Source organism: Pedobacter sp. (assembly GCF_965279535.1).
In the GTDB taxonomy this organism is placed as follows: Bacteria; Bacteroidota; Bacteroidia; order Sphingobacteriales; family Sphingobacteriaceae; genus Pedobacter.
Window position 1 is genome coordinate 376,194 of sequence record NZ_OZ257244.1, and the last position, 22,542, is coordinate 398,735.

15 protein-coding genes are annotated in these 22,542 nt (G+C 41.2%); 12 read left to right on the forward strand and 3 right to left on the reverse strand.

Annotation, left to right across the window (positions count from 1 at the left end; translation table 11 throughout):
- Window positions 1-332: 332 nt before the first annotated feature.
- The 11 genes from fucP (at window position 333) to ACQY77_RS01270 (ending at window position 17,506) form a co-directional block, all read left to right on the forward strand.
- Window positions 333-1,628: an L-fucose:H+ symporter permease gene (gene fucP / locus ACQY77_RS01220; protein WP_421939811.1), complete on the forward strand. Its 1,296-nt coding sequence runs from the start codon at window positions 333-335 to the stop codon at window positions 1,626-1,628.
- On the forward strand, window positions 1,625-5,038 hold the full coding sequence (locus tag ACQY77_RS01225; protein WP_421939810.1) for a glycosyl hydrolase: 3,414 nt from the start codon (window positions 1,625-1,627) through the stop codon (window positions 5,036-5,038). Before fucP ends, ACQY77_RS01225 begins: the two co-directional genes overlap by 4 nt.
- Window positions 5,039-5,040: 2 nt before the next feature.
- Window positions 5,041-7,065 (forward strand): aceric acid hydrolase, encoded by a 2,025-nt coding sequence (locus ACQY77_RS01230; RefSeq protein ID WP_421939809.1) that lies wholly within the window; start codon window positions 5,041-5,043, stop codon window positions 7,063-7,065.
- 2 nt (window positions 7,066-7,067) lie between these two features.
- Window positions 7,068-8,312: a ribulose-bisphosphate carboxylase large subunit family protein gene (locus ACQY77_RS01235; protein ID WP_421939808.1), complete on the forward strand. Its 1,245-nt coding sequence runs from the start codon at window positions 7,068-7,070 to the stop codon at window positions 8,310-8,312.
- On the forward strand, window positions 8,312-9,724 hold the full coding sequence (locus ACQY77_RS01240; RefSeq protein ID WP_421939807.1) for a four-carbon acid sugar kinase family protein: 1,413 nt from the start codon (window positions 8,312-8,314) through the stop codon (window positions 9,722-9,724). Before ACQY77_RS01235 ends, ACQY77_RS01240 begins: the two co-directional genes overlap by 1 nt.
- Before the next feature lie 16 nt (window positions 9,725-9,740).
- Window positions 9,741-10,406, forward strand: coding sequence for an aspartate/glutamate racemase family protein (locus ACQY77_RS01245; protein WP_421939806.1), 666 nt, complete (start codon window positions 9,741-9,743; stop codon window positions 10,404-10,406).
- A 1-nt stretch (window position 10,407) separates the two neighbouring features.
- On the forward strand, window positions 10,408-11,706 hold the full coding sequence (locus ACQY77_RS01250; protein WP_421939805.1) for a bile acid:sodium symporter family protein: 1,299 nt from the start codon (window positions 10,408-10,410) through the stop codon (window positions 11,704-11,706).
- A complete protein-coding gene (locus ACQY77_RS01255; RefSeq protein WP_421939804.1) occupies window positions 11,687-13,117 on the forward strand; it encodes a sialate O-acetylesterase in 1,431 nt (476 codons plus the stop codon). The genes ACQY77_RS01250 and ACQY77_RS01255 overlap by 20 nt, the downstream gene beginning before the upstream one ends.
- 9 nt (window positions 13,118-13,126) lie before the next feature.
- A complete protein-coding gene (locus tag ACQY77_RS01260; RefSeq protein ID WP_421939803.1) occupies window positions 13,127-15,457 on the forward strand; it encodes a DUF5703 domain-containing protein in 2,331 nt (776 codons plus the stop codon).
- Window positions 15,458-15,516: 59 nt separating this feature from the next.
- Window positions 15,517-16,305: an SDR family oxidoreductase gene (locus tag ACQY77_RS01265; RefSeq protein ID WP_421939802.1), complete on the forward strand. Its 789-nt coding sequence runs from the start codon at window positions 15,517-15,519 to the stop codon at window positions 16,303-16,305.
- A 184-nt stretch (window positions 16,306-16,489) separates the two neighbouring features.
- Window positions 16,490-17,506, forward strand: coding sequence for a zinc-binding alcohol dehydrogenase family protein (locus ACQY77_RS01270; RefSeq protein ID WP_421939801.1), 1,017 nt, complete (start codon window positions 16,490-16,492; stop codon window positions 17,504-17,506).
- 52 nt (window positions 17,507-17,558) lie between these two features.
- Here the strand turns inward: ACQY77_RS01270 and araA are convergent, their stop codons facing one another.
- The 3 genes from araA to ACQY77_RS01285 all read right to left on the reverse strand — a co-directional run bounded on the left by araA (window position 17,559) and on the right by ACQY77_RS01285 (window position 21,605).
- Window positions 17,559-19,049 (reverse strand): L-arabinose isomerase, encoded by a 1,491-nt coding sequence (gene araA, locus ACQY77_RS01275; RefSeq protein WP_421939800.1) that lies wholly within the window; start codon window positions 19,047-19,049, stop codon window positions 17,559-17,561.
- 157 nt (window positions 19,050-19,206) lie between these two features.
- Window positions 19,207-19,908: an L-ribulose-5-phosphate 4-epimerase AraD gene (gene araD / locus ACQY77_RS01280; protein ID WP_421939799.1), complete on the reverse strand. Its 702-nt coding sequence runs from the start codon at window positions 19,906-19,908 to the stop codon at window positions 19,207-19,209.
- Window positions 19,905-21,605, reverse strand: coding sequence for a ribulokinase (locus ACQY77_RS01285; protein ID WP_421939798.1), 1,701 nt, complete (start codon window positions 21,603-21,605; stop codon window positions 19,905-19,907). Before ACQY77_RS01285 ends, araD begins: the two co-directional genes overlap by 4 nt.
- Window positions 21,606-21,842: 237 nt before the next feature.
- Here ACQY77_RS01285 and pepE point away from each other — a divergent pair, with 237 nt between their 5' ends.
- A complete protein-coding gene (gene pepE, locus ACQY77_RS01290; RefSeq protein ID WP_421939797.1) occupies window positions 21,843-22,538 on the forward strand; it encodes a dipeptidase PepE in 696 nt (231 codons plus the stop codon).
- Window positions 22,539-22,542: the final 4 nt, after the last annotated feature.

Consider the following 22,542-nt stretch of genomic DNA (forward strand, 5'->3'; position numbering starts at 1 on the left):
GATAACTGAATCCGGTTGGTGGGTATACCAATCAGTAGAACAATAACTTGTCACTCTGAGGACGAAGAATCTACTTCGACAAGATGATCATTGAAGCTTGTCATCCTGAGCCTGTCGAAGGACGATAACTGAATCCGGTTGGTGGGTATACCAATCAGTAGAACAATAACTTGTCACTCTGAGGACGAAGAATCTGCTTTGACAAGATGATTATTGAAGCTTGTCATCCTGAGCCTGTCGAAGGACGATAACTAAATCTGGTTGGTGGGTATACCAATCACGAAAATGAACCAATGCCTAATAAACTATTGAACTAAAAAAAACCAAATATAATGAACCACGAAACACAGCCAGAAATTATAGTCGAAGGAGATTCGGCATCAGGGAAGAAGTATATTCTGCCTTTTATCCTTGTTGTAAGCTTGTTTTTCCTTTGGGGAATGGCACATAACCTGGATTCTATTTTAATCCCACATTTAAAAAAAGCATGTAATTTGAATAACAGACAATCGACTTTGATTGATACTTCTGTATTTTTTGCTTATTTCCTTATGGCTATTCCTGCCGGAATAATCTTAAAAAAATGGGGTTATAAAGCAACCATGATTTGTGGCTTATTGGCTTTTGCATTTGGTGCATTTCTATTTGTTCCGGCTGCAAACACCCTCTCTTACCTCACATTCCTTGTGGCCTTATTTATTATTGGCTGTGGACTAACGCTTTTGGAAACATCTGCAAACCCATATGCGGCAGTACTGGGCGATCCGGCTAAGGCTACAAGCAGACTGAACCTTGCTGCGTCATTTAATGGCTTAGCGGCCATGGTTGCACCAGCAATTGGCGGCTTATTTATTCTTTCGGGTAAATCACATACGCAGGCAGAGCTAGACGCCATGACCGAGGTTAACCGCAATAACTACTTCCTGGAAGAAGCAGCATCCGTAAAAACGCCTTATATCACGTTGGGTATTGTGTTGATTGTTATTGCAGTAATATTCTATTTCATTCACCTGCCTGAGATTAAAACAAAAAGTATTGATGGCGAGGCAAAAGGAAGTTTTTTTGGCGCACTGCGTCACAAGCATTTACGTTGGGCTGTTATAGCACAGTTTTTTTATGTTGGGGCTCAGGTATGTGTAACAAGCTTTTTTATCAGGATGGCACAGCAGGGGGGTGGATTTGACGAGAAAACAGCAGCTTCTTATTTAGTGTTGTATGGCTTTCTCTTTACAGCTGGCCGTTTTGCCGGAACGGCACTTTTGCAATGGATCTCATCGCATAAGCTATTAGCAATCTATGCGATCATTTCTACCTTATTGTGCCTGGTAGCCATTTTAGGCCAGGGCTCTTATGTTGTTTATGCTTTAGGTGCAATCGGATTTTTCATGTCGATTATGTTTCCTACCATCTTCGCCTTAGGAATTGAAGGGATTGGTGATGATACAAAACCCGGATCATCCTGGCTAATTATGTCGATTGTTGGGGGAGCAATTTTACCTTTTGGTATGGGAAGCTTAATTGATGCCTACGGTGATGATATTCAGGTAGGGTATAGTATTCCATTGGTGTGTTTTCTGATTATACTTTATTTCGCTTTAAAGGGATATAAAATCTCCGGGAAAAAATGAAAAAATTAAAGTTTGCCTTCCTATTATGCTTTATACTGGGGTTAAGCATTTGCTTACCTGTAGTTTCGATGGCTCAGCAAAATGAAAGCGCCCGGCCTTGGGTATTGTGGTATTGGGTGAAGGCAGGCGTTTCAAAGGCCGGAATTACAGCAGATTTAGAAGCCATGAAAGCTAATGGAATTGGTGGTGCTTATTTAGTCACCATTCAGAGGGCAGATCAAACACCACTTTATCAGCCTCCTGCTGTTCAACTTACTCCAGAATGGTGGCAAATGGTAACGTTTGCGATGAATGAAGCCAAACGGCTCAACTTAAAACTGGGTATGCACATCAGTGATGGTTTTGCCCTCGCAGGCGGACCCTGGATTACTCCTGAACTTTCTATGCAAAAAGTAGTTTGGTCTGCTTTAAATATCAGTAAAACAAGGGGTAAGATTACATTACCTCAACCAGAATCTAAAGAGAATTATTATCACGATATTGCTGTATATGCCTATCCTGCTCCTATAGGAACCGGGATATCGACCAGAACTGTAAGCCCAAAAATTACGGCCAGTAATGGGGCAGATGCCAGCGGTTTAATTAAGCCGGGCAATAAGCAGAGTTTTGGCTCCAATCAACCTTGTTATATACAATATGAATTTGAAAAAGCTTTTACCTGTCGAAGTATCAGCATAAAGGTTGGTGGTAACAATTATCAGGCACAACGATTGGCCGTTGAAGTGAGCAATGATGGGAAAACCTTCCGTTCTATTGGCCGGTTGGAAGCACCCAGACATGGCTGGCAGGACACAGATGAAGATGTAACACACAGTATTGTGCCTGTTACGGCAAAATATTTTCGCTTTATTTATGATAAGAAAGGTTCTGAACCTGGTGCGGAAGACCTCGATGCAGCGAAATGGAAGCCTTCCTTAAAATTGCTGAATCTTGAACTATTTGCTGAAGCGAAAATTAATCAGTTTGAAGGGAAAAATGGCTCAGTATGGAGGGTAAGTAAAAGAAGTAATTCCAGAGAAATTGCGAAAAACCTTTGCGTGCCATTAAATAAGCTAATCAACCTCACAGGAAAGTTAAATGCTGATGGAACTTTGAACTGGACTCCTCCGGCAGGAAACTGGACTATTCTAAGGGTTGGCCATACTTCTACGGGACACACCAATGCAACGGGCGGAGGAGGCAAAGGCCTGGAATGTGACAAATTCAATCCTGTTGCGGCGAAACTTCAAATTAAAAATTGGTACGGTGAAGCTTTAAAGCATGCTGGCCCGGAGATTGCCCAAAAAGTGCTCAATGTTTTTTACATGGACAGTTGGGAATGTGGTAGCCAAAACTGGTCACCAGTATTTCAGGAAGAATTTCGGAAGCGCCGGGGATATGATATTACGCCATATCTACCCATCATGACGGGCCTTCCTGTTGAGAATGCAGCTGTTTCTGAGAACTTCCTTTATGATGTACGAAAAACGATTGCTGAACTTGTTGTTGATAAATTTTACAAAACACTCGCAGATTTCGCAAAGGAGCAAGGCTTAACGTTTACTGCCGAAAGTGTTGCGCCAACCATGATGAGCGATGGCTTGCTGCATTACAAAACTGTTGATGTACCCATGGGAGAGTTCTGGTTAAATAGCCCTACACATGACAAACCCAATGATATGCTCGATGCGATTTCAGCAGCGCATATTTATGGTAAAAATATTATTCAGGCCGAAGCTTTTACCACCGTTCGTATGGACTGGAATGAAAGCCCTGCCAACATGAAGACTTTGCTCGACCGAAACTACGCCTTAGGCGTGAATAAATTGGTTTACCATGTTTTTACGCATAATCCCTGGGTGGATCGAAAACCCGGAATGACATTAGATGGGGTTGGACTTTATTTTCAACGCGATCAAACCTGGTGGAAACAAGGCAAAGCCTGGGTAGATTATGCCACAAGAAGCCAAAACCTCTTACAGCAAGGTAAACCTGTAGCCGACATTGCGGTTTTCACTGGTGAAGAGTTACCCAGACGCTCGGTATTGCCCGATCGATTGGTGCAAACCTTGCCTGGTATATTCGGAAAGGAGGTTGTGGAAGCTGAGCAGATACGCCTGGCTAATGTCGATGAACCTTTAAGGCAGATTCCTGCTGGTGTTACCCATTCGGCGAATATGGCCGATCCGGAAAACTGGGTGAACCCAATGCGGGGCTATGCTTATGACTCCTTCAATCCAGATGTTTTAAGTACGGCAACCGTTAAGAATGGTCAGGTGGTATTTGCAAGTGGAACAGCTTATAAAGTACTGGTTTTTACGGGTGAATTGAGCTTAAATCCAAATTACCAGTATATCAGCTATGAAACGGTGAAGAAACTAGCCGATCTGATTAAGCTGGGCGCTAAAGTTATTGTAGGCGAAAAACCAAGCTTCCAATCGGGAATTAAACAAGTGAATTCGCTTGAGTTCAACAAAGTCATCGAAGAAATCTGGGGAGGAAAGTTTAATACTAAAACAACCAAAGGAGGAAATATTTCCGTTAAAAAAGTAGGTTCAGGTTTCATTTATAAAGCACCATTTTATGGGGAAGATTTTTCAGAACTTGGCGTAGAAAGAGATGTTGTTGTTACAGAGGGAGCAGGAAAAGCATATGCCAGCTACGTCGCTTTTACGCACAGAAAATCTTCCGATAAGGATATTTATTTTGTAGCAAATCAGTTAGATACTGTTCGGTTGTTGAATTTTAACTTCCGTATAACAGATAGAATTCCAACTATTTATGACGCTTCGTCTAATGATACAATTAAAGTAAATTCCTGGAGCAGCGCAAATGGTAAAACGACCATTAAATTAAAATTAGCGCCCAACCAATCGCTGTTTATTTTGTTTGATGGACCGGCAAAATCTCCTCAATCCAATTCAGGAAATAACTGGATAAATTTTAAAGTGGCACAAGATCTTTCGAAGGATTGGCAGGTAAAATTTGATAACAGCTACGGTGGACCATCAAAGCCTGTCGTTTTTAATGAGCTGCAGGATTGGACTAAACATGCAGACACCTTGTTGAAGTACTACTCAGGCACCGCCATTTATTCGAAGACATTTAACTATATCCAAAATATTGAAGGGAAAATATGGATTGATTTAGGTGAATTCTCCAGTATAGCCAGTGTAAAATTAAATGGAATAGACTGCGGCACCTTATGGACTGCCCCACATCGGTTAGAGGTGAGTAAAGCACTTAGAAAAGGAGAAAACCAAATCACTGTTGAAATAACCAATACATGGGGAAATCGTTTAATTGGCGATAGTAAATTACCTGTAAATAAAAGAATTACAAATACTACCGCACCATTTAGGCTGGCTGGAAAACCATTGTACCCTGCCGGATTAATTGGGCCGGTAAGCATTCAGTTAGAGGAGAATTAGATATGAAGAGATATAAAATAAGCTTATTTATAGCTGCCGGGTTGTTTGCATTTCAGGTGAATGCACAAGATAAAGCTTTGGTTAACAATTCAGGCTCGCCGTATGCCAAATTGCACAGCATCAACATGGGAGATGTTACCTGGACAAAAGGCTTTTGGGCAGATCGTTTTAAGGTCGCCACAGAAACCATGGTGCCTAATATGTGGGCCATTTATAATGATCCAAAAATCAGTCATGCTTTCAAAAACTTTGAAATAGCAGCCGGATTAGACACGGGATCACATTCAGGTCCTTCTTTTCACGATGGAGATTATTATAAGACCTTAGAGGCCGTGGCAAGCTTGTACGCTTCTACAAAGGATCCGAAGTTACTCCAGATGATGGATAAAGCCATTGTAGTAATAGGAAAATCTCAACGTGCTGACGGTTATATTTATACAAAAGCAATGATTGAGCAACGCAAAACAGGTGCAAATAATCAATTTCAGGATCGCCTAAGCTTTGAAGCCTACAACATTGGTCATTTAATGACTGCTGGATGCATTCATTATCGGGCAACAGGAAAAACAAGCCTGCTGGATATTGCCAAAAAGGCAACAGAATACTTGTATAATTTCTATAAAACGGCTTCACCAACTTTAGCACGCAATGCCATTTGTCCATCACATTACATGGGGGTGGTAGAGATGTATAGAACTACTAAAGACCCAAGGTACCTTGAATTGGCTAAACACCTTATCGCTATAAAAGGTAAAATTGATGACGGAACAGATGACAATCAGGACCGTATTCCATTTTTACAACAGAAAAAGGCAACCGGGCATGCGGTGAGGGCAAGTTACTTGTATGCTGGTGTAGCCGATCTTTACGCAGAAACAGGTAACGATTCGCTAATGAACTCACTCAACCTGATGTGGAATGATGTATGCAGCCATAAAATGTACATCACCGGGGGATTGGGCTCACTATATGATGGCACATCTCCGGATGGTACCTCTTATAATCCTGCAGATGTACAAAAGATTCACCAGGCTTTTGGCCGCGACTATCAGTTACCCAATTTTACTGCGCATAACGAAACCTGTGCAAACATTGGAAATGTTCTCTGGAACTGGCGCATGCTTCAGATCACCAGCGATGCAAAATATGCGGATGTAATGGAACTCGCATTGTTCAACAGCGTTTTGTCTGGCATTAGCCTCGATGGAAAAAACTTTTTATACACCAATCCGCTGGCACAATCAAACGATCTGCCTTTCAAACAGCGTTGGTCAAAAGATCGGGTACCTTATATTGCGTTGTCTAACTGTTGCCCGCCAAACGTGGTGCGCACTCTAGCTGAACTCAATAACTACTTGTATAGTGTTTCAGATAAAGGATTGTATTTCAATTTGTATGGAGGAAACAGTTTAAGTACAAGATTAGCTGATGGAACTGCTATCAGCTTAAAGCAGGAAACCAATTATCCCTGGGATGGAAACATTAAAGTTACCCTGAACAAAACGGGCAATAAACCATATGGGCTTTATTTTCGAATTCCGGGATGGGCCAATGGTGCCAAGATAATGGTAAACGGAAAGGCATTTGAAACACTGGCTTCACCAGGTACATATGCGGCAGTAAACAGAACCTGGAAAGCTGGAGATATAGTTGAATTGGTGTTGCCTATGGAAGCGCAATTAATTGAATCCAATCCTTTGGTGGAAGAAAACAGAAATCAGGTAGCGGTTAAACGTGGCCCCGTAGTATACTGTTTAGAATCAAAAGATTTTGAAGGAAAAAGCATATTTAACGCTGTAATACCATCTTCAATAGCTTTAAAAGCAATACCGACAACAATTGGTGGTGCAGCCGTTATGAGTTTAGAAGGCAATGCCAAATTGAGAGAAAAAACAGATTGGACAAATACGCTTTATCATCCAATCTCAAAAAATAACGAAACAACACCTATAAAGCTGGTGCCATATTTTACCTGGGGCAATAGAGGCCATTCAGAAATGTCGGTATGGCTCCCTTTAAGTAGATAAAAATGGAAAGAATTACTGCAACATATTACATAGAAACACCCCTTGATTTAGAAAAAGCTGCCCAGGTTTTAGCCGGTGAACAGTCTTCGGGTACCTTTATTGCTGTTCCGGGTGAGACGCAAGAATTAAAAGCACGCTTTGCGGCAAGAGTTGAATCGATTGTTAAGCTCGATGCTTCAACCGAGCCCTCTATACCGAGTATAAAACTAAAACCCGGAACCTACCAGCGGGCAACCATTAAAGTATCCTGGTCTATTGAAAATTTTGGCTATAACCTTCCTGTATTGATTTCCACTTTGCAGGGAAATTTATATGAATTAACCCAGTTTACGGGGTTAAAATTAATGGATATAGATTTTCCTACTTCTTATTCAAGCGCTTACAAAGGCACAAGATTTGGTATCGAAGGTTGCAGGAAGTTAACCAATGTGTATGGAAGACCATTAATTGGCACCATCATTAAGCCAAGCATTGGCATGTCTCCTGAGCAAACTGCAGCATTGGTAAAAACGCTGGCAGAAGCTGGAATCGATTTTATTAAGGATGATGAGTTACTGGGCTCGGCGGCTAATTCTCCGTTTGAAAAGAGGGTAGACGCCATTATGGAAGTGATTAACAGGCAAGCAGATATTACCGGTAAAAAAGTAATGTATGCTTTTAATATCAGCGATGAGCTGGATCAAATGCAACGCCATTATGAGAAGGTAGTTTCTGCGGGTGGAACTTGTGCCATGATCAGCTTAAATAGCGTTGGCCTGGCTGGGGTGAAAAAGATTTGTGACAATGGTGCATTGGCTATTCATGGCCACCGAAATGGCTGGGGAATGCTAAATCGCCACCCATTATTGGGTATTGAGTTTCCTGCCTATCAAAAATTGTGGCGTCTGGCAGGTGTGGACCAGATCCACGTAAACGGTATTCAGAATAAATTCTGGGAATCAGACGACTCGGTAGTTACCTCTATAGAAGCTTGCTTAACACCTTTACTCGGTGGCTATTCTGTTTTGCCGGTTGTATCGTCAGGTCAATGGGGTGGACAGGCGCCAGAAACCTATCGCAGAACGAAAACGGTAGATTTACTTTACATGGCAGGAGGTGGAATCATGGCGCATCCAGATGGCCCGGCAGGAGGGGTTTTAGCTTTACAACAGGCTTGGGAAGGCGCTGTTGCAGGCTTATCAATCGAGCAAATTGCTGCGAAATATCCGGAGTTCAACAATTCAGTTCGCTTATTTGGAAATAAATAATGGAAAACGCATCAAACAGATTGTTAATCGCCTATTATGGAGATGATTTTACGGGATCAACGGATGCCTTGGAATTTTTGAGCCATGCAGGTATTAAAACAATGTTGTTTATTGAATGTCCAACACCACAACAATTGGCCAGTTATCCGGATTTACAAGCCATAGGTGTTGCAGGAATGAGCAGGACAATGTCGCCTGAAGAAATGGACGCACATTTATTACCTGCATTTAATGATTTGGCTAGGTTACAGCCAAGACACGTACACTATAAAGTCTGCTCTACTTTCGACTCTTCGCCTGGAATTGGGAGTATTGGTAAAGCCATTGATCTTGGATCAGCCGTGTTCAAATCTAAATTTGTTCCACTCCTGGTTGCTGCACCTGCTTTAGGCAGGTACATGCTTTTTGGCAATCTGTTTGCCCGAATGGGTATCGGGAGTGCCGGTGATATTTATCGTTTGGATCGGCATCCTTCTATGCGTAAGCATCCGGTAACACCTGCCGATGAAAGTGATATCAGGTTGCATTTGGCCAGGCAAACTACTAAAAGTATAGGCCTTTTTAATATTTTAAGCCTGCATCAATATCAGGATAACCCAACAGATTTAGCATTTGAAGAGGATATCGTGCTTTTTGATGCCTTAAAACCAAGTGACTTAAAAGAAATCGGTCAAATTATTGATAATCAGGCATCAGAAGACAGGATTTTGTTCTCTGCCGGTTCTTCCGGAATAGAAATGGCTCTGGGAACACATTGGAAAGAAAGCGGCGGGTTAAACTCATCCCCACAGTGGAAATCGGTGAAGGTTGAGCAGCCTATACTGGTAATATCGGGCAGTTGTTCTGCAGTAACCGCTAAACAAATTCAATTTGCACAAAAAAATAACTTTATCAGTATAGCCATAGATACATTTAAGTTAGCCATGCTGATTGAATCGCCAGATTTGGCCGAAAATATTGGTCTGCTGAAGAATGTGGCAATTGATTATGCTTCGCAAGTGATAAAAGGAATTCAATCGGGCCAAAGCGTGATTGTTCATACCAGCCTTGGGAATGATGATGAACGGGTAATGGAAACAGATAAGTTATTCAGAGAAAAGAATTTGCCTAAATCTGCTACAGCTAAATTTTACGGCACATTGTTAGGTGAAATTACCCGTCTGGTGGCAGCAGATACCACACTAAAAAGAATTGTAGTGGCAGGGGGAGATACCTCGAGTTATGCTGCCAGGGCAATGGGGATTGAAGCCGTTGAAATGATCGCACCACTTTCCCCGGGATCACCGCTTTGCAAAGCCTATGCCCCAAAATCAGCTGTAGATCAGTTGCAGATTACTTTTAAAGGCGGTCAAGTTGGAAAAGATGATTTTTTCGTCATGGCCGCACATGATATAGAACCAAAACTTACATAACCTAATATAAACAAATATGAAAGCTAAAACACTCGGACTTGTCCATACATCAGCTACTCTAGTTCCTGTTTTTCAACAACTTTGTACCGAATATTTACCCAATGTAAATGTATTTAACATCGTTGATGACAGTTTGATTAAAGATGTGATTGCCAAAAATGAGTTAACGAAGTTAACCTCCAGAAGAGTGGTCAATTACGTGGGCTCAGCAGAATTGGCAGGCGCAGATTTAGTTTTGGTAACCTGTTCCTCTATTGGCGCTGCCGTTGAGGCATCAGCCGAATTGACGGGCGTGCCGGTTTTAAGGGTGGATCAGCCAATGGCCGATTTAGCCGTTCAAACCGGTAAGAAAATTGGTGTTATTGCAACTTTACCCACCACATTAGGCCCAACCAGTGATTTAGTAAAACGCCGTGCAGCGCTTGCAGGTAAAGAGATAGAATTAACCTCAAGATTGTGTGAAGGTGCTTTCGAAGCATTAATGGGTGGCAATCCAGCAAAACACGATGAGATGGTAGCTAAAGCTTTAATTGAACTATCTGCTCAGGTTGACGTAATTGTATTGGCCCAGGCTTCTATGTCGAGGGTGGTAGATAATTTGCAGGAATCTGAAAAGAAAGTTCCGATTCTGGCTAGTCCAACGCTGGCAATAAAGCACATTGCGGACCTTTTGAAAGACTGATATGCATAGCTTCCGTAAATTTTGCTTGCTCATTAGCCTGCTTGCTTTTCTGGCGTTGATTTTAGGCATTATCGCACCTGCTATCATTCAATGGCAACCGGCAGCCGTTACGCTAGCGCTCGGTTTGGCAATTGGGATCGGAGCGGTAGAAAGCCTGAAGAACTATCAATATACCGCCTGGATCATCACAGCCGTAGTAGCTGGAATGGTTTATCCAGCTGCTTTCCTTAAATGGGGCAGTTTCGATTTAAGAAATAAGTGGTTGATCTTAGTCGTTGTTCAGTTCGTCATGTTTGGCATGGGCATCCAGATGGGATTAAAAGATTTTGCAGGGTTAGCCAGTAGCGGCAAGGGGGTAATCATCGGTTTGTTCTGCCATTTTTCGGTAATGCCCTTAATGGGATTGCTCCTGGTAAAAGTATTCCATTTTGAAACGGAAATTGCAGCTGGCATCATTTTAATTGGCTCTTGTTCAAGTGGTTTAGCCTCTAATGTAATGGTATACATCGCCCGGGCAAATTTGGTGCTATCTGTAGCCGTAACAGCGATTGCAACGCTAATTGCACCATTTATGACCCCTTTGCTAATGAAATTACTGGCAGGAACCTTAATCGAGATCAAATTTGTGAACATGATGCTCGAAATCATCAAAATTGTAATTGTGCCTATTGGAGCAGCCTTGATACATGATTATTTAAAAAGAGCAAAACCTGAGGGGATTTCTACTGTTAAATGGCTTAGTTTGTTTTGCTTAGCATGGCTGACTGCACTGTCATTAGGCTTATGGGAAGCATTAGAACACGTACTGGAATCAAAAGAAGCAATGGGTTCTGTAGAGATTTTCAGCTTTTTTACAGGCGCGTTTTTGGTTGGGGTAGTCTATCACCTCATCACCCTAAAAATTAAAAAGCTAGACGACATCATGCCCTATGTATCCATGTTTGGGATCGTATATTTTACTACAGTAACCACCGCTGCCGGAAGAGATAACCTGCTGAAAGTCGGTTTTTTATTGTTCTTAGCCTCGGTAATCCATAACGGAGCAGGCTATTTTTTCGGATATATACTGAGCCGACTTTTTGGTTTAGACAAAAAATCATCAAGAACAGTTGCCTTTGAGGTTGGCCTTCAAAATGGAGGAATGGCTTCGGGCTTAGCGGGTTCGATGGGTAAATTAGGTACAGTGGGCTTGGCTGCAGCCGTTTTTAGCCCCTGGATGAATATATCAGGTTCTATTTTAGCTAATTACTGGCGAAAAAAGGCGTTAAAAGAAGAAGAAAATGAAAAGAATAAAGCTTAAAGCAATACTACTTTCAGGCTTATTGGCATTAACACTGCATGCAAATGCAACAGTTAAACCTGCATCCATATTTACCGATCATATGGTTTTGCAGCAGCAAAGCAATGTAGCTATATGGGGTTGGGCCAAACCCTCTGCAAGTGTAAAAATTGTTACTTCCTGGAATAAAAAGACCTATACTGCTCAAACAGATGCGAGCGGAAAGTTCAAAATTAAATTGATTACCCCTGTAGCTGGCGGACCTTTTGAAATTAGCTTAAGTGATGGGGAAGTTTTAATACTAAAAGACATTCTGATTGGTGAGGTTTGGTTTTGTGGTGGACAATCTAATATGGAGATGCCCATGAAAGGTTTTAAAAGCCAACCTGTTATCGGTTCAAATGAAGCCATTTTACGATCTAAAAATCCCAACATCAGGTTGTATACTGTACCCCGTTCATCGGTTACAACCAGACAAGATAACAGCAAAGCATCAGAATGGAAATTGGCAGGACCGGAATCAGTAGCTAACTTCAGCGCAACAGCCTATTATTTTGGTTCTTTATTAAATGAAATGCTCAACGTACCTATTGGTTTGGTTCACGATAGTTATGGAGGTTCTTCAATAGAGGCCTGGATGTCTCCGGATGATTTAAAACCTTTTCCTGAGGCTAAAATTCCATCGAAGACAGATACCATTAAAGAAGTAAGCCGAACGCCTACAACGCTCTATAATGGCATGCTGTATCCTGTAATGGGTTATGGTATTCGTGGAGCAATCTGGTATCAGGGAGAATCTAATTATACGCGTCCGGAACGTTATGAAGAATTATTTCCAGCCATGGTGTCGAACTGGAGAAAAGCATGGGACAATGGGGAGTTTCCATTTTACTATGCCCAGATTGCACCCTATAACTATTCGGCCTTACCAGAAAATGCCAAAGGACAATATAATTCTGCCTTATTAAGAGAGGCCCAACGCAAATCTTTAACAAAGATCCCAAATAGCGGAATGGCTGTTTTGATGGATATTGGCGAAGAAAAATCCATTCACCCGGCAAATAAAAAGCAAGGTGGACAACGATTGGCCTACCTTGCTTTAGCCCAAACTTATGGGTTAAAAGGCTTTGGGTATGCCAGTCCGGATTATCAGTCGCTTACCATTGAAAAAGATAAAGCGGTGCTAAAATTTCAAAATGTACCCAATGGATTAACTTCATTTGGAAAAGAACTCAGTTTGTTTGAAATTGCAGGCGCAGACAAGAAGTTTTATCCTGCAAAGGCAAAAATTACAGGTAGCAGTGTAACTGTCTCTGCTGATGAAGTGAAAAACCCAGTAGCAGTGCGTTATGCATTCAAAGATTTTGTAGTCGGCGATTTGTTTGGCAATGATGGATTGCCTGTTTCTTCGTTTAGAACAGATAATTGGTAGAAGATTAAGATGAAGGTGATCAACAGCATACAAAGTACGGTACGAAGGAAGGTTTATAAAGCCAATTGGCTATTGTACTTCATAGGCTCTGCATTTTTGTGTCTTTGTGATTCACAGATTGCTCATGCCCAGCAGGAAATAGCAAAGAACAATGTGGTCTGGACAAGCCAGAGTAATAATTCAGCAGAATCTATGCCTGTTGGCGGAGGAGATGTTGGCCTGAATGTATGGGTAGAAAAAGGAGAGGTTTATCTTTATTTGTCACGTAGCGGAACGTTTGATGAGAACAACACCTTACTGAAGCTGGGCAGGGTAAAACTGAAACTAACACCAAATCCATTCACTGGCAGCACTTTTAAACAGGAGCTGTTACTAAAAGACGGATATGTGCAGATATTGGGCACTGATGGTAAATTAAATGCTCAAGTTAAAGTTTGGGTAGATGTGTTTAAGCCTATTGTTAATCTGGATGTTAAAGCTAATCAAAATATCATTGCAGAAGCAAGTTATGAAAGCTGGCGTTACGAAGATAGAATTACAAAGGGCAAAGAAAATAATCAGAATTCTTACAAATGGGCGCCTCAGGGGCTAGTGAAGACAGCTAAAGATGATGTCGCTTTTAAAGGTAACCAGATTGAATTTATTCATGAAAATAAAGCAGAAACTGTGTTTGATGTAGTGGTTAAGCAGCAGGGGCTTGAAAGTTATAAAACCCGTTTATACAATCCCTTAAAAAAACTAAAGTTTGGTGGAGTGATGCAAGGTAAAGGCTTGGTGGCTGCCGGAACCTACATAGGGCAGTATTTAAGTACACCTTTTAAAGCCTGGGTTCTTAAAAGCAAAAAAGCTTCCAAAGTCCATCAAATCTCGGTTCTTTTAAATGGCCAGGACAACAAAACGGCAAATGCACTTGAGCAATACGATGCCGGGCAATCATTTGCTGCAACAAAAAACTGGTGGAACCATTACTGGAACAGAAGCTTTATTTACATTAATTCGCCAGACTCGAATGTAAATCAGCTGAGTAAAAATTATCAGCTGTTTCGATACATGCTGGGCTGTAATGCTTATGGATCATCGCCAACTAAGTTTAATGGAGGCCTTTTCACATTCGATCCCCAACTAACTGATACTGCCTTAAAGTACACACCTGACTTTAGAAATTGGGGCGGAGGAACCCACACCGCCCAAAATCAAAGGTTGGTTTACTGGCCCATGCTCAAAACCGGTGATTTCGAAATGATGAAACCACAGTTCGATTTCTATCTAAACATCTTAAAAAATGCAGAATTGCGTACCGAAGCGGCATGGAACCATCAGGGAGCAAGTTTCTCTGAACAGATAGAGAATTTTGGATTGCCTAATCCCGCAGAATATGGCTGGAAGAGACCGGCTGGCTATAACCAGGGCATGGAATACAATGCCTGGCTGGAATATGAATGGGATACGATCCTCGAGTTTTGCATGATGATTCTGGAAACGGAACGCTACAATGGACAGAACATTCAAACCTATATGCCGCTTATAGAGAGTAGCTTAACCTTTTTTAAAGAACACTATCATTATTTAGCCAAACAAAGAGGTGCAAAGGCGCTGGATGCAAATGGTCATTTGGTTTTATATCCTGGCTCGGCAGCAGAAACTTATAAAATGGCGTATAATGCTACTTCCACAATTGCAGGGCTTAAAACGGTTTTAGAGCGATTGCTGGAGCTAAAATCAGCGACTACAACACAGAAAAAAGCCTGGCAAGATATGCTCAATACAATTCCTCCGATAAGCTTTCGTGAATTTGCAGGTAAAACCACCATTTCACCTGCGAAACTTTGGGAAAGAATAAACAATACAGAAAGTCCTCAATTATATCCGGTTTTCCCATGGGGGATATACGGCATGGGTAAACCTGGTCTTGATACAGCAAGGAATACCTATTGGTATGATTCGGATGTTCTGAAGTTTAGAAGCCACATCGGATGGAAACAAGATAATATCTTTGCTGCCAGATTGGGTTTAACTGAAGAAGCCGCCCGTCTTACAACCTTAAAGCTAAAAAATTCGGGCAGAAGGTTTCCGGCATTTTGGGGTCCTGGATATGATTGGACACCCGACCATAACTGGGGAGGCTCAGGAATGATTGGCTTACAGGAAATGTTAATGCAGTGTGATGGAAAAAAAATCATATTGTTTCCCGCCTGGCCTAAAGATTGGGATGTGCATTTTAAACTGCATGCACCATACCAGACTACGGTTGAGGGCGTGCTGAAGAATGGAAAGTTGACTGATTTAAAAATTATTCCGGAATGGAGAAAAGCAGATATTCTGAATATGATTCTCCAGTAACAGCAAACAAATAACAAGAATAAATTAGAGTTAACCTTAAGAAATAAACACATAAATACATGGATTTACAACTAAAAGATAAGATCATTGTGATCACGGGTGGAGCAAAAGGAATTGGTAAAGGTATTGCCGAAGTTTTTGCCAGGGAACAGGCTATTGCTGTAATTGTCGGAAGAAAGGCTGTTGATAATCAGAAGGTAGTAGATGAGATTGCAGCAAAGGGGGGGCAGGCCGCTCAGTTTGTAGCAGAATTGGCAAATCCTGAAGATTGTGAAGCAGTGGTAAAAGAAATAGTGGCAAAATTTGGAAAAATAGATGGCTTGGTTAACAATGCAGGAGTGAATGATGGAGTAGGTTTGGAAGGTGGTAATTATAAAGATTTCATGGCTTCATTACATAAAAATGTGGTACACTATTATTTGATGGCACATTATGCTCTTCCCGAATTGATTAAAAGCAAAGGTGCCATTGTAAATATTACCTCTAAAACAGCTGAAACCGGACAAGGAAATACATCGGCTTACGCAGCTGCCAATGGTGGTAGAAACGCCCTAACCAGAGAGTGGGCGGTAGAATTGCTAAAATATGGTATTCGTGTAAACGCCGTGGTGGTGGCAGAATGCTGGACACCAGCTTATGAAACCTGGATTGAAACGCTTGACAATGCGCAGGAAAAACTAGAAGAGATAACCGCTAAGATTCCACTGGAAAATAGAATGACTACGGCCACTGAGATCGCTAATATGACGGCATTTCTAATGTCAGGGGCCTCCAGTCACACTACCGGACAAATCATCCATGTAGATGGTGGCTATGTACATTTAGACAGAGCCCTGGCAAACGCTTAGTCAGTTTTCAGTTGGCAATTCTCAGTTTTCAGTTGGCAGTTTTCAGTTAACCGATTAAACAATTAGACAGTTTTCAGTTGGCAATTCTCAGTTTTCAGTTAACCGATTAAACAATTAGACAGTTAGACAGTTCAGCTATTCACCAAATAAACAACTCACCAACTCACCAATTAACAATATACACATGAAAACCCTAACCTGTACCACCCCTGGTACATTCGAATATTCCGATACAAATAAACCCACATTACAAAAAGGCCAGGCCATCATCAAAATAAAACGAATAGGCATCTGTGGCACCGATTTACATGCTTTTGAAGGAACGCAACCATTTTTCAATTATCCACGCGTTCTGGGGCATGAGTTATCTGGTGAGCTAGTTGAAGTTGATGGGAACGATGACTTTAAGGTAGGCGAGAAGGTAACTTTTATTCCTTACTTTAACTGCGGAGAATGTATTGCCTGCCGAATGAACAAACCTAACTGTTGTGTTAAAATGCAGGTTTGTGGTGTTCATGTAGATGGAGGCATGCGTGAATATCTTGCTGTTCCTTCACGAACTTTATTACATGGAGAAGATCTGAGTTATGATGAATTAGCTTTGGTAGAACCCCTGGCAATTGGTGCCCATGGTGTTCGCAGGGCAGAGGTGCAGTCAGGTGAATTTGTATTGGTTATTGGTGCTGGTCCGATTGGTTTAGGTACCATGGAGTTTGCCAGAATAGCGGGCGCAAATGTGATCGCTTTAGACATCAATGAGGACAGACTTGCATTTTGTAAAGAAAAATTAGGCGTTGCACATACCATTAATGCACTTTCGGCTGATGTAACGCAGCAGTTGAGTGACATTACGAATGGAGATATGCCTACAGTGGTGATAGATGCGACAGGTAATCAAAAGGCGATTAACAATGCCATCAATTATATGGCTCATGGTGCCAGGTTCGTATTGATTGGCCTGCAAAAAGGAGATTTGATCTTTAACCACCCGGAATTTCATAAAAGAGAATCAACATTAATGAGTAGCAGGAATGCCACCATTGAAGATTTTGAACATGTGATTAGATCGATGAAAGCCGGATTGGTTAATCCAACTAATTACATCACGCACCAGGTAGCTTTTGAAGAAGTAAAAGACAACTTTGATTCTTGGTTAAACCCTAAAAATGGTGTGATCAAAGCAATGGTTAAGCTGGGATAAAAAAAATCCGAAGTCTCTCCGGCTAATGGCCAAAAGAGACTTCGGATAAATATTACTTATAGAACACTTCGTTCCATTGCAGTTCATTTCTGAACTGGTTAATTTTCGTATCTGCACCGATGTTGATGTATTCTAAACCAGCGATGTTCGCAAAATCAAGCAAGTGCTCGGTAGTTAAATTCTGACTGTAAGCCGTGTGGTGTGCACCACCAGCATAAATCCAGGCTGCACATCCCGTTTTCATATCAGGAAGTGGTTTCCATAATACGCGTGCTACCGGTAAATTTGGAAGATCATGTTCAGCTTCAACAGCAGTAACTTCATTCACCAATAAACGGAAACGGTTACCCATATCAATTAAAGAAGCATTCAATGCATCTCCGCTGCCTACATTAAATACCAAACGGGCAGGATCTGCCTTGCCGCCAATACCCAAAGGATGAACCTCTAAACTGGCTTTACCTTTAGCTAACGATGCATCCACTTCAAGCATGTGCGAACCTAAAACCATTGCATTTGCTGGATCGAAATGGTAAGTATAATCTTCCATAAACGCATTTCCACCAGGTAAGCCAGCGCCCATTACTTTGCAAGCACGTACCAGGGCCGCTGTTTTCCAGTCGCCTTCACCAGCAAAACCATAACCATCAGCCATCAGGCGCTGCGCTGCAATTCCTGGTAATTGAATCATACCATGTAAATCTTCAAAAGTATCTGAGAAGCCTTTGAAATTACCGTCTTCCAGGAATTTTCTTAAACCTAACTCAATTTTAGCAGCTTCGTATACCGATGAATGTCGGGCACCACCTGCACGTAAATCATCAGCCATGTCATAAGTTTCTTCATATTCCTTTAGCAAAGTTTGGATTGACTCTTCGCTAACAGCATTGATCACAGCAACTAAATCACCAATTCCATAAGTATTTACCGAAAAACCGAATTTTAATTCAGCTTCTACTTTATCACCATCAGTTACAGCTACATAACGCATGTTATCGCCAAAGCGGGCGAATTTAGCACCTTGCCAATCGTGCCAGCCTGCAGCAGCCCTGGCCCAGGTATCAATTTGCCTGGCCACTTCTTCCTCTTGCCAGTGCCCAACCACTACCTTACGGTCTTTACGCATGCGCGAAACCATAAAGCCAAATTCGCGGTCACCGTGTGCACTTTGGTTTAAGTTCATGAAATCCATATCAATAGAGTTCCATGGAATATCTCGGTTAAACTGAGTATGTAAATGAAGTAATGGTTTTTGTAAAACATTCAAACCCCTGATCCACATTTTAGCAGGAGAGAAGGTATGCATCCAGGTAATCACACCAATACAGTTTTTATCGATATTGGCTTGTTGTAAAGTTTCAAAAATCTCTTCAGTAGTTTTAACAATAGGTTTGTAAACCACAGAAACAGATATATTTTTATTGATATTTAGTGCATCTGCAACTTGTTGTGCGTGATCTGCTACTTGTTTTAAGGTTTCTTCTCCGTATAAATGTTGAGTTCCTGTGATGAACCAAACTTGTAATTTTTTTAAATCTATCATGTTTTTTGTTGTTTAATCGCTTGATTATTGTTTAGTCGGTTAATCGTCTAATTGTTTAGGTGTGGTTTAATCGTTTAGTTGGTTAACTATTTAATTGATGATAAACTTACGTTCAGTTAAGCAATTCAACCTTTCACCAAGTCACCAATCCCCTCCTTTATTCTTGCCCATAATATGCTCCGGCACCATGTTTACGCTCAAAATGCTTTTGTATTAATGAGTCTTTTAATTTTGGTGCCTGCGGATTAATTTGCCTGGTTAGTAAAGCCATTTGTGCCACAGCTTCCAATACGGCGCTGTTGTAAACCGCTTTTTCGGCTGTTTTACCCCAGGTAAAAGGGGCATGATTACCGACTAAAATCATTTCTACTTCTTTATGGCTTAAACCCAGTTCGGCAAAGTGGTTAATGATTTGAAATCCGGTTTCATACTCATAATTTCCTTTGATCATTTCATCAGCCATTGGTGGGGCACAGGGGATATCCACTGTTAAATGATCTGCATGGGTGGTGCCAAAAATAGGAATGGCTGTTTGTGCTTGTGCCCAGGCAGTTGCATAGGTAGAGTGCGTATGTACAATTCCGCTAATGTCCGACCAGTGTTTGTACAATACAGCATGCGTTTGCGTATCTGATGAGGGTCTTAAGCTGCCTTCAACAGTGTTTCCGTCAAAGTCAACGATCACCATTTTATCCACACTCAGTTGCTCATAAGGTACACCGCTCGGTTTAATCGCAAATACACCTTGTTCTCTATCTGCGGCGCTAACATTTCCAAAAGTAAACAGTACCAGATTTAACTTGGGTAACTGCATATTGGCTTCGTAAGCTTGTTCTTTTATGGTTTGATACTTGCTCATGCTAAATAAGGTTGATATTCCTTGTTATTGTGTCTTTCCAGGTAACGCCCTAAACTTTGGTATTTGTGATAGTGCTCCCGGTACATTTTTCTTTTCTTCAGGTTTGGCTGGTACTCTTTTTCGAAGCCTGTTCCCATAGCTGCCATAGCGGCTTCTACTGTAGGATGGATGCCGGCAACCACAGAAGCAAACATGGCCGCACCGAGTGCACAAGTATGTTCGAAACGGTGAATCCTAATCGGCATTTCCAATATATCGGCCATCATTTGCATGATATAAGCTGATTTTTTTGCTACCCCACCAATGCCAATAATTCCTTTTACAGGAACGCCCTCTTCTTTAAAACGATCAACAATGCTTTTAGCACCGAAACAGGTGGCTTCTGCTAAAGCACGGAAAAATCTAGGTGCATCTGTACCCAGGCTGAGTCCGGTAATGCCACCTTTAAGTTCCTGATTGGCATCTGGAGTTCTTCTTCCATTCAACCAGTCTATAGCCAGTTCGGCATAGTCTTCATCAGGTAATTCGGATGCCTGTTTACTTAAATTGGCAATAATTTTATGTTCTAATTCCGCTTTAAGCGCAACTGCAGTTGCTTCATCAATAAGTGCTGATTCAGTAAGTAAATTGTTTAATGGCCAGCTAATTAAATTTTTAAACCAGGCATAAACATCACCAAAAGCCGATTGTCCGGCTTCTAAACCAGCCATACCTGGGATAACAGATCCGTTAACCTGTCCACAGATTCCACTAATTAATTTTCCATCCATATCCTGATTAGGTGCAACCAAAATATCGCATGTGCTGGTACCCATTACTTTACTTAAAAAGTAAGGTTCAATTTGACCACCAACGGCACCCATGTGGGCATCAAATGCACCAACGCCTATAGCAACACTGGTATCTAAGCCTAATCGCTCAGCCCATTCACTGCTTAGTGTTCCTGCCGAAACATCCGAAGTGTAAGTATCTTTAAATAGTAATGATCTGAATCCAGTTAAAAGGGGATCTAAACTGCTGAAAAATTCTTCCGGTGGTAAACCATCAAACTCTTCAGCCCAAAGGGCTTTATGTCCGGCAGCGCAACGACTGCGTTTGATTTCTTTAGCATCTTTACCGCCACACAATAAGAAGGGAATCCAATCACAATGTTCAACCCATGATTTAGCTGCTTTTTTGATCGAAGAATCTACTCTTAATATGCGAAGTAGTTTAGACCAAAACCATTCTGAAGAATAAATACCGCCCACATATTTTAGATAGTTGGTACTGAATTTTGTAGCATGTTCATTGATTTCTGCAGCTTCTTTAACGGCTGTATGATCTTTCCAAAGCACAAACATAGCGTTCGGGTTTTCTTCAAAACCTGGTGTTAGTGCAAGGGGGATACCTTTCTCATCTACCGCCACAGGGCTCGAGCCTGTGGTATCTATGGAAATGCCTTTTACCAAATGCGCAATTTCCTGTCCGCCTGCTTTTGCTAAGCAATCTTTAATGGTGTGTTCTAAACCCTCAATATAATCTAAAGGATGTTGCCTGAACTGATTGATGGAAGGTTTACAATATAAACCTTTCTGCCATCTGGGATAAAGGAAAACTGAAGCCGAAATCTCTTTTCCGTTTGCGGTATCTACCAGAACCGATCGAACAGAATCCGTCCCGTAATCCACGCCAATTACATAGTTTGCTGTGCTCATAACAATAAATAAATGTCTAATTAACGTTTATTTATTTGAATTAAAAAATTTTAATTCAAATTTGATTTAATTAAGATTGTATTGCATTGGTAATCATTTAATTATAGTTTATTAGAGTGCTAAAAGAGAAATGTACAGGAACTAGCAACTCTTGGCTGAAATGCACATGAAAAATCTATTTAAAACAGCATGTCATACAACAGAAAAAATTATCTTTGACGTTCATAATTCAATACCATGAATATTATTCTTGCATCTACATCCACCTTATTCGGAGGAAACTATCTCGAATATCTTAAAGAAGAAATCATAAAACTATATCAAAACATTGATGAAATTATGTTTATCCCCTTTGCTCGTCCTGGAGGGGTTTCACACGAAGCTTACACACAAAAGGCTAAAGATTTTTTTGCTCAGCTGGATATTAAAGTTGCAGGGCTCCATGAATTTGAAGATAAGAAAATGGCCATTAAAAAGGCAAAGGCTTTCTTTACAGGAGGAGGGAATACCTTCTTGCTGGTGAAGACCTTACACGAAGAAGGACTGATGTGGTTATTGAAGGAAAATATAGGCCAAGGTAAACCTTATCTGGGCTGTAGTGCAGGTAGCAACATTGCTGGGCTCAATATGAAAACAACCAACGATATGCCTATTGTTTACCCATCAAGTTTTGATTGTATGGGTTTAGTCCCTTTTAATCTAAACCCACATTATCTTGATCCCAATCCGGAGTTAAAGCATAACGGCGAAACCAGGGAAACCAGAATCCAGGAATTTTTAACACAGAATGATATTCCAGTAATTGGACTAAGAGAAGGAAACTGGATCAGAAGAGTAGCCGATTTGATAACGGTTGAAGGAACAGAATTAACAAGAATATTTGAACCCGGCAAAGAACCCTATGAAATTACAGCTGGATCTAAATTATCCTAATTAT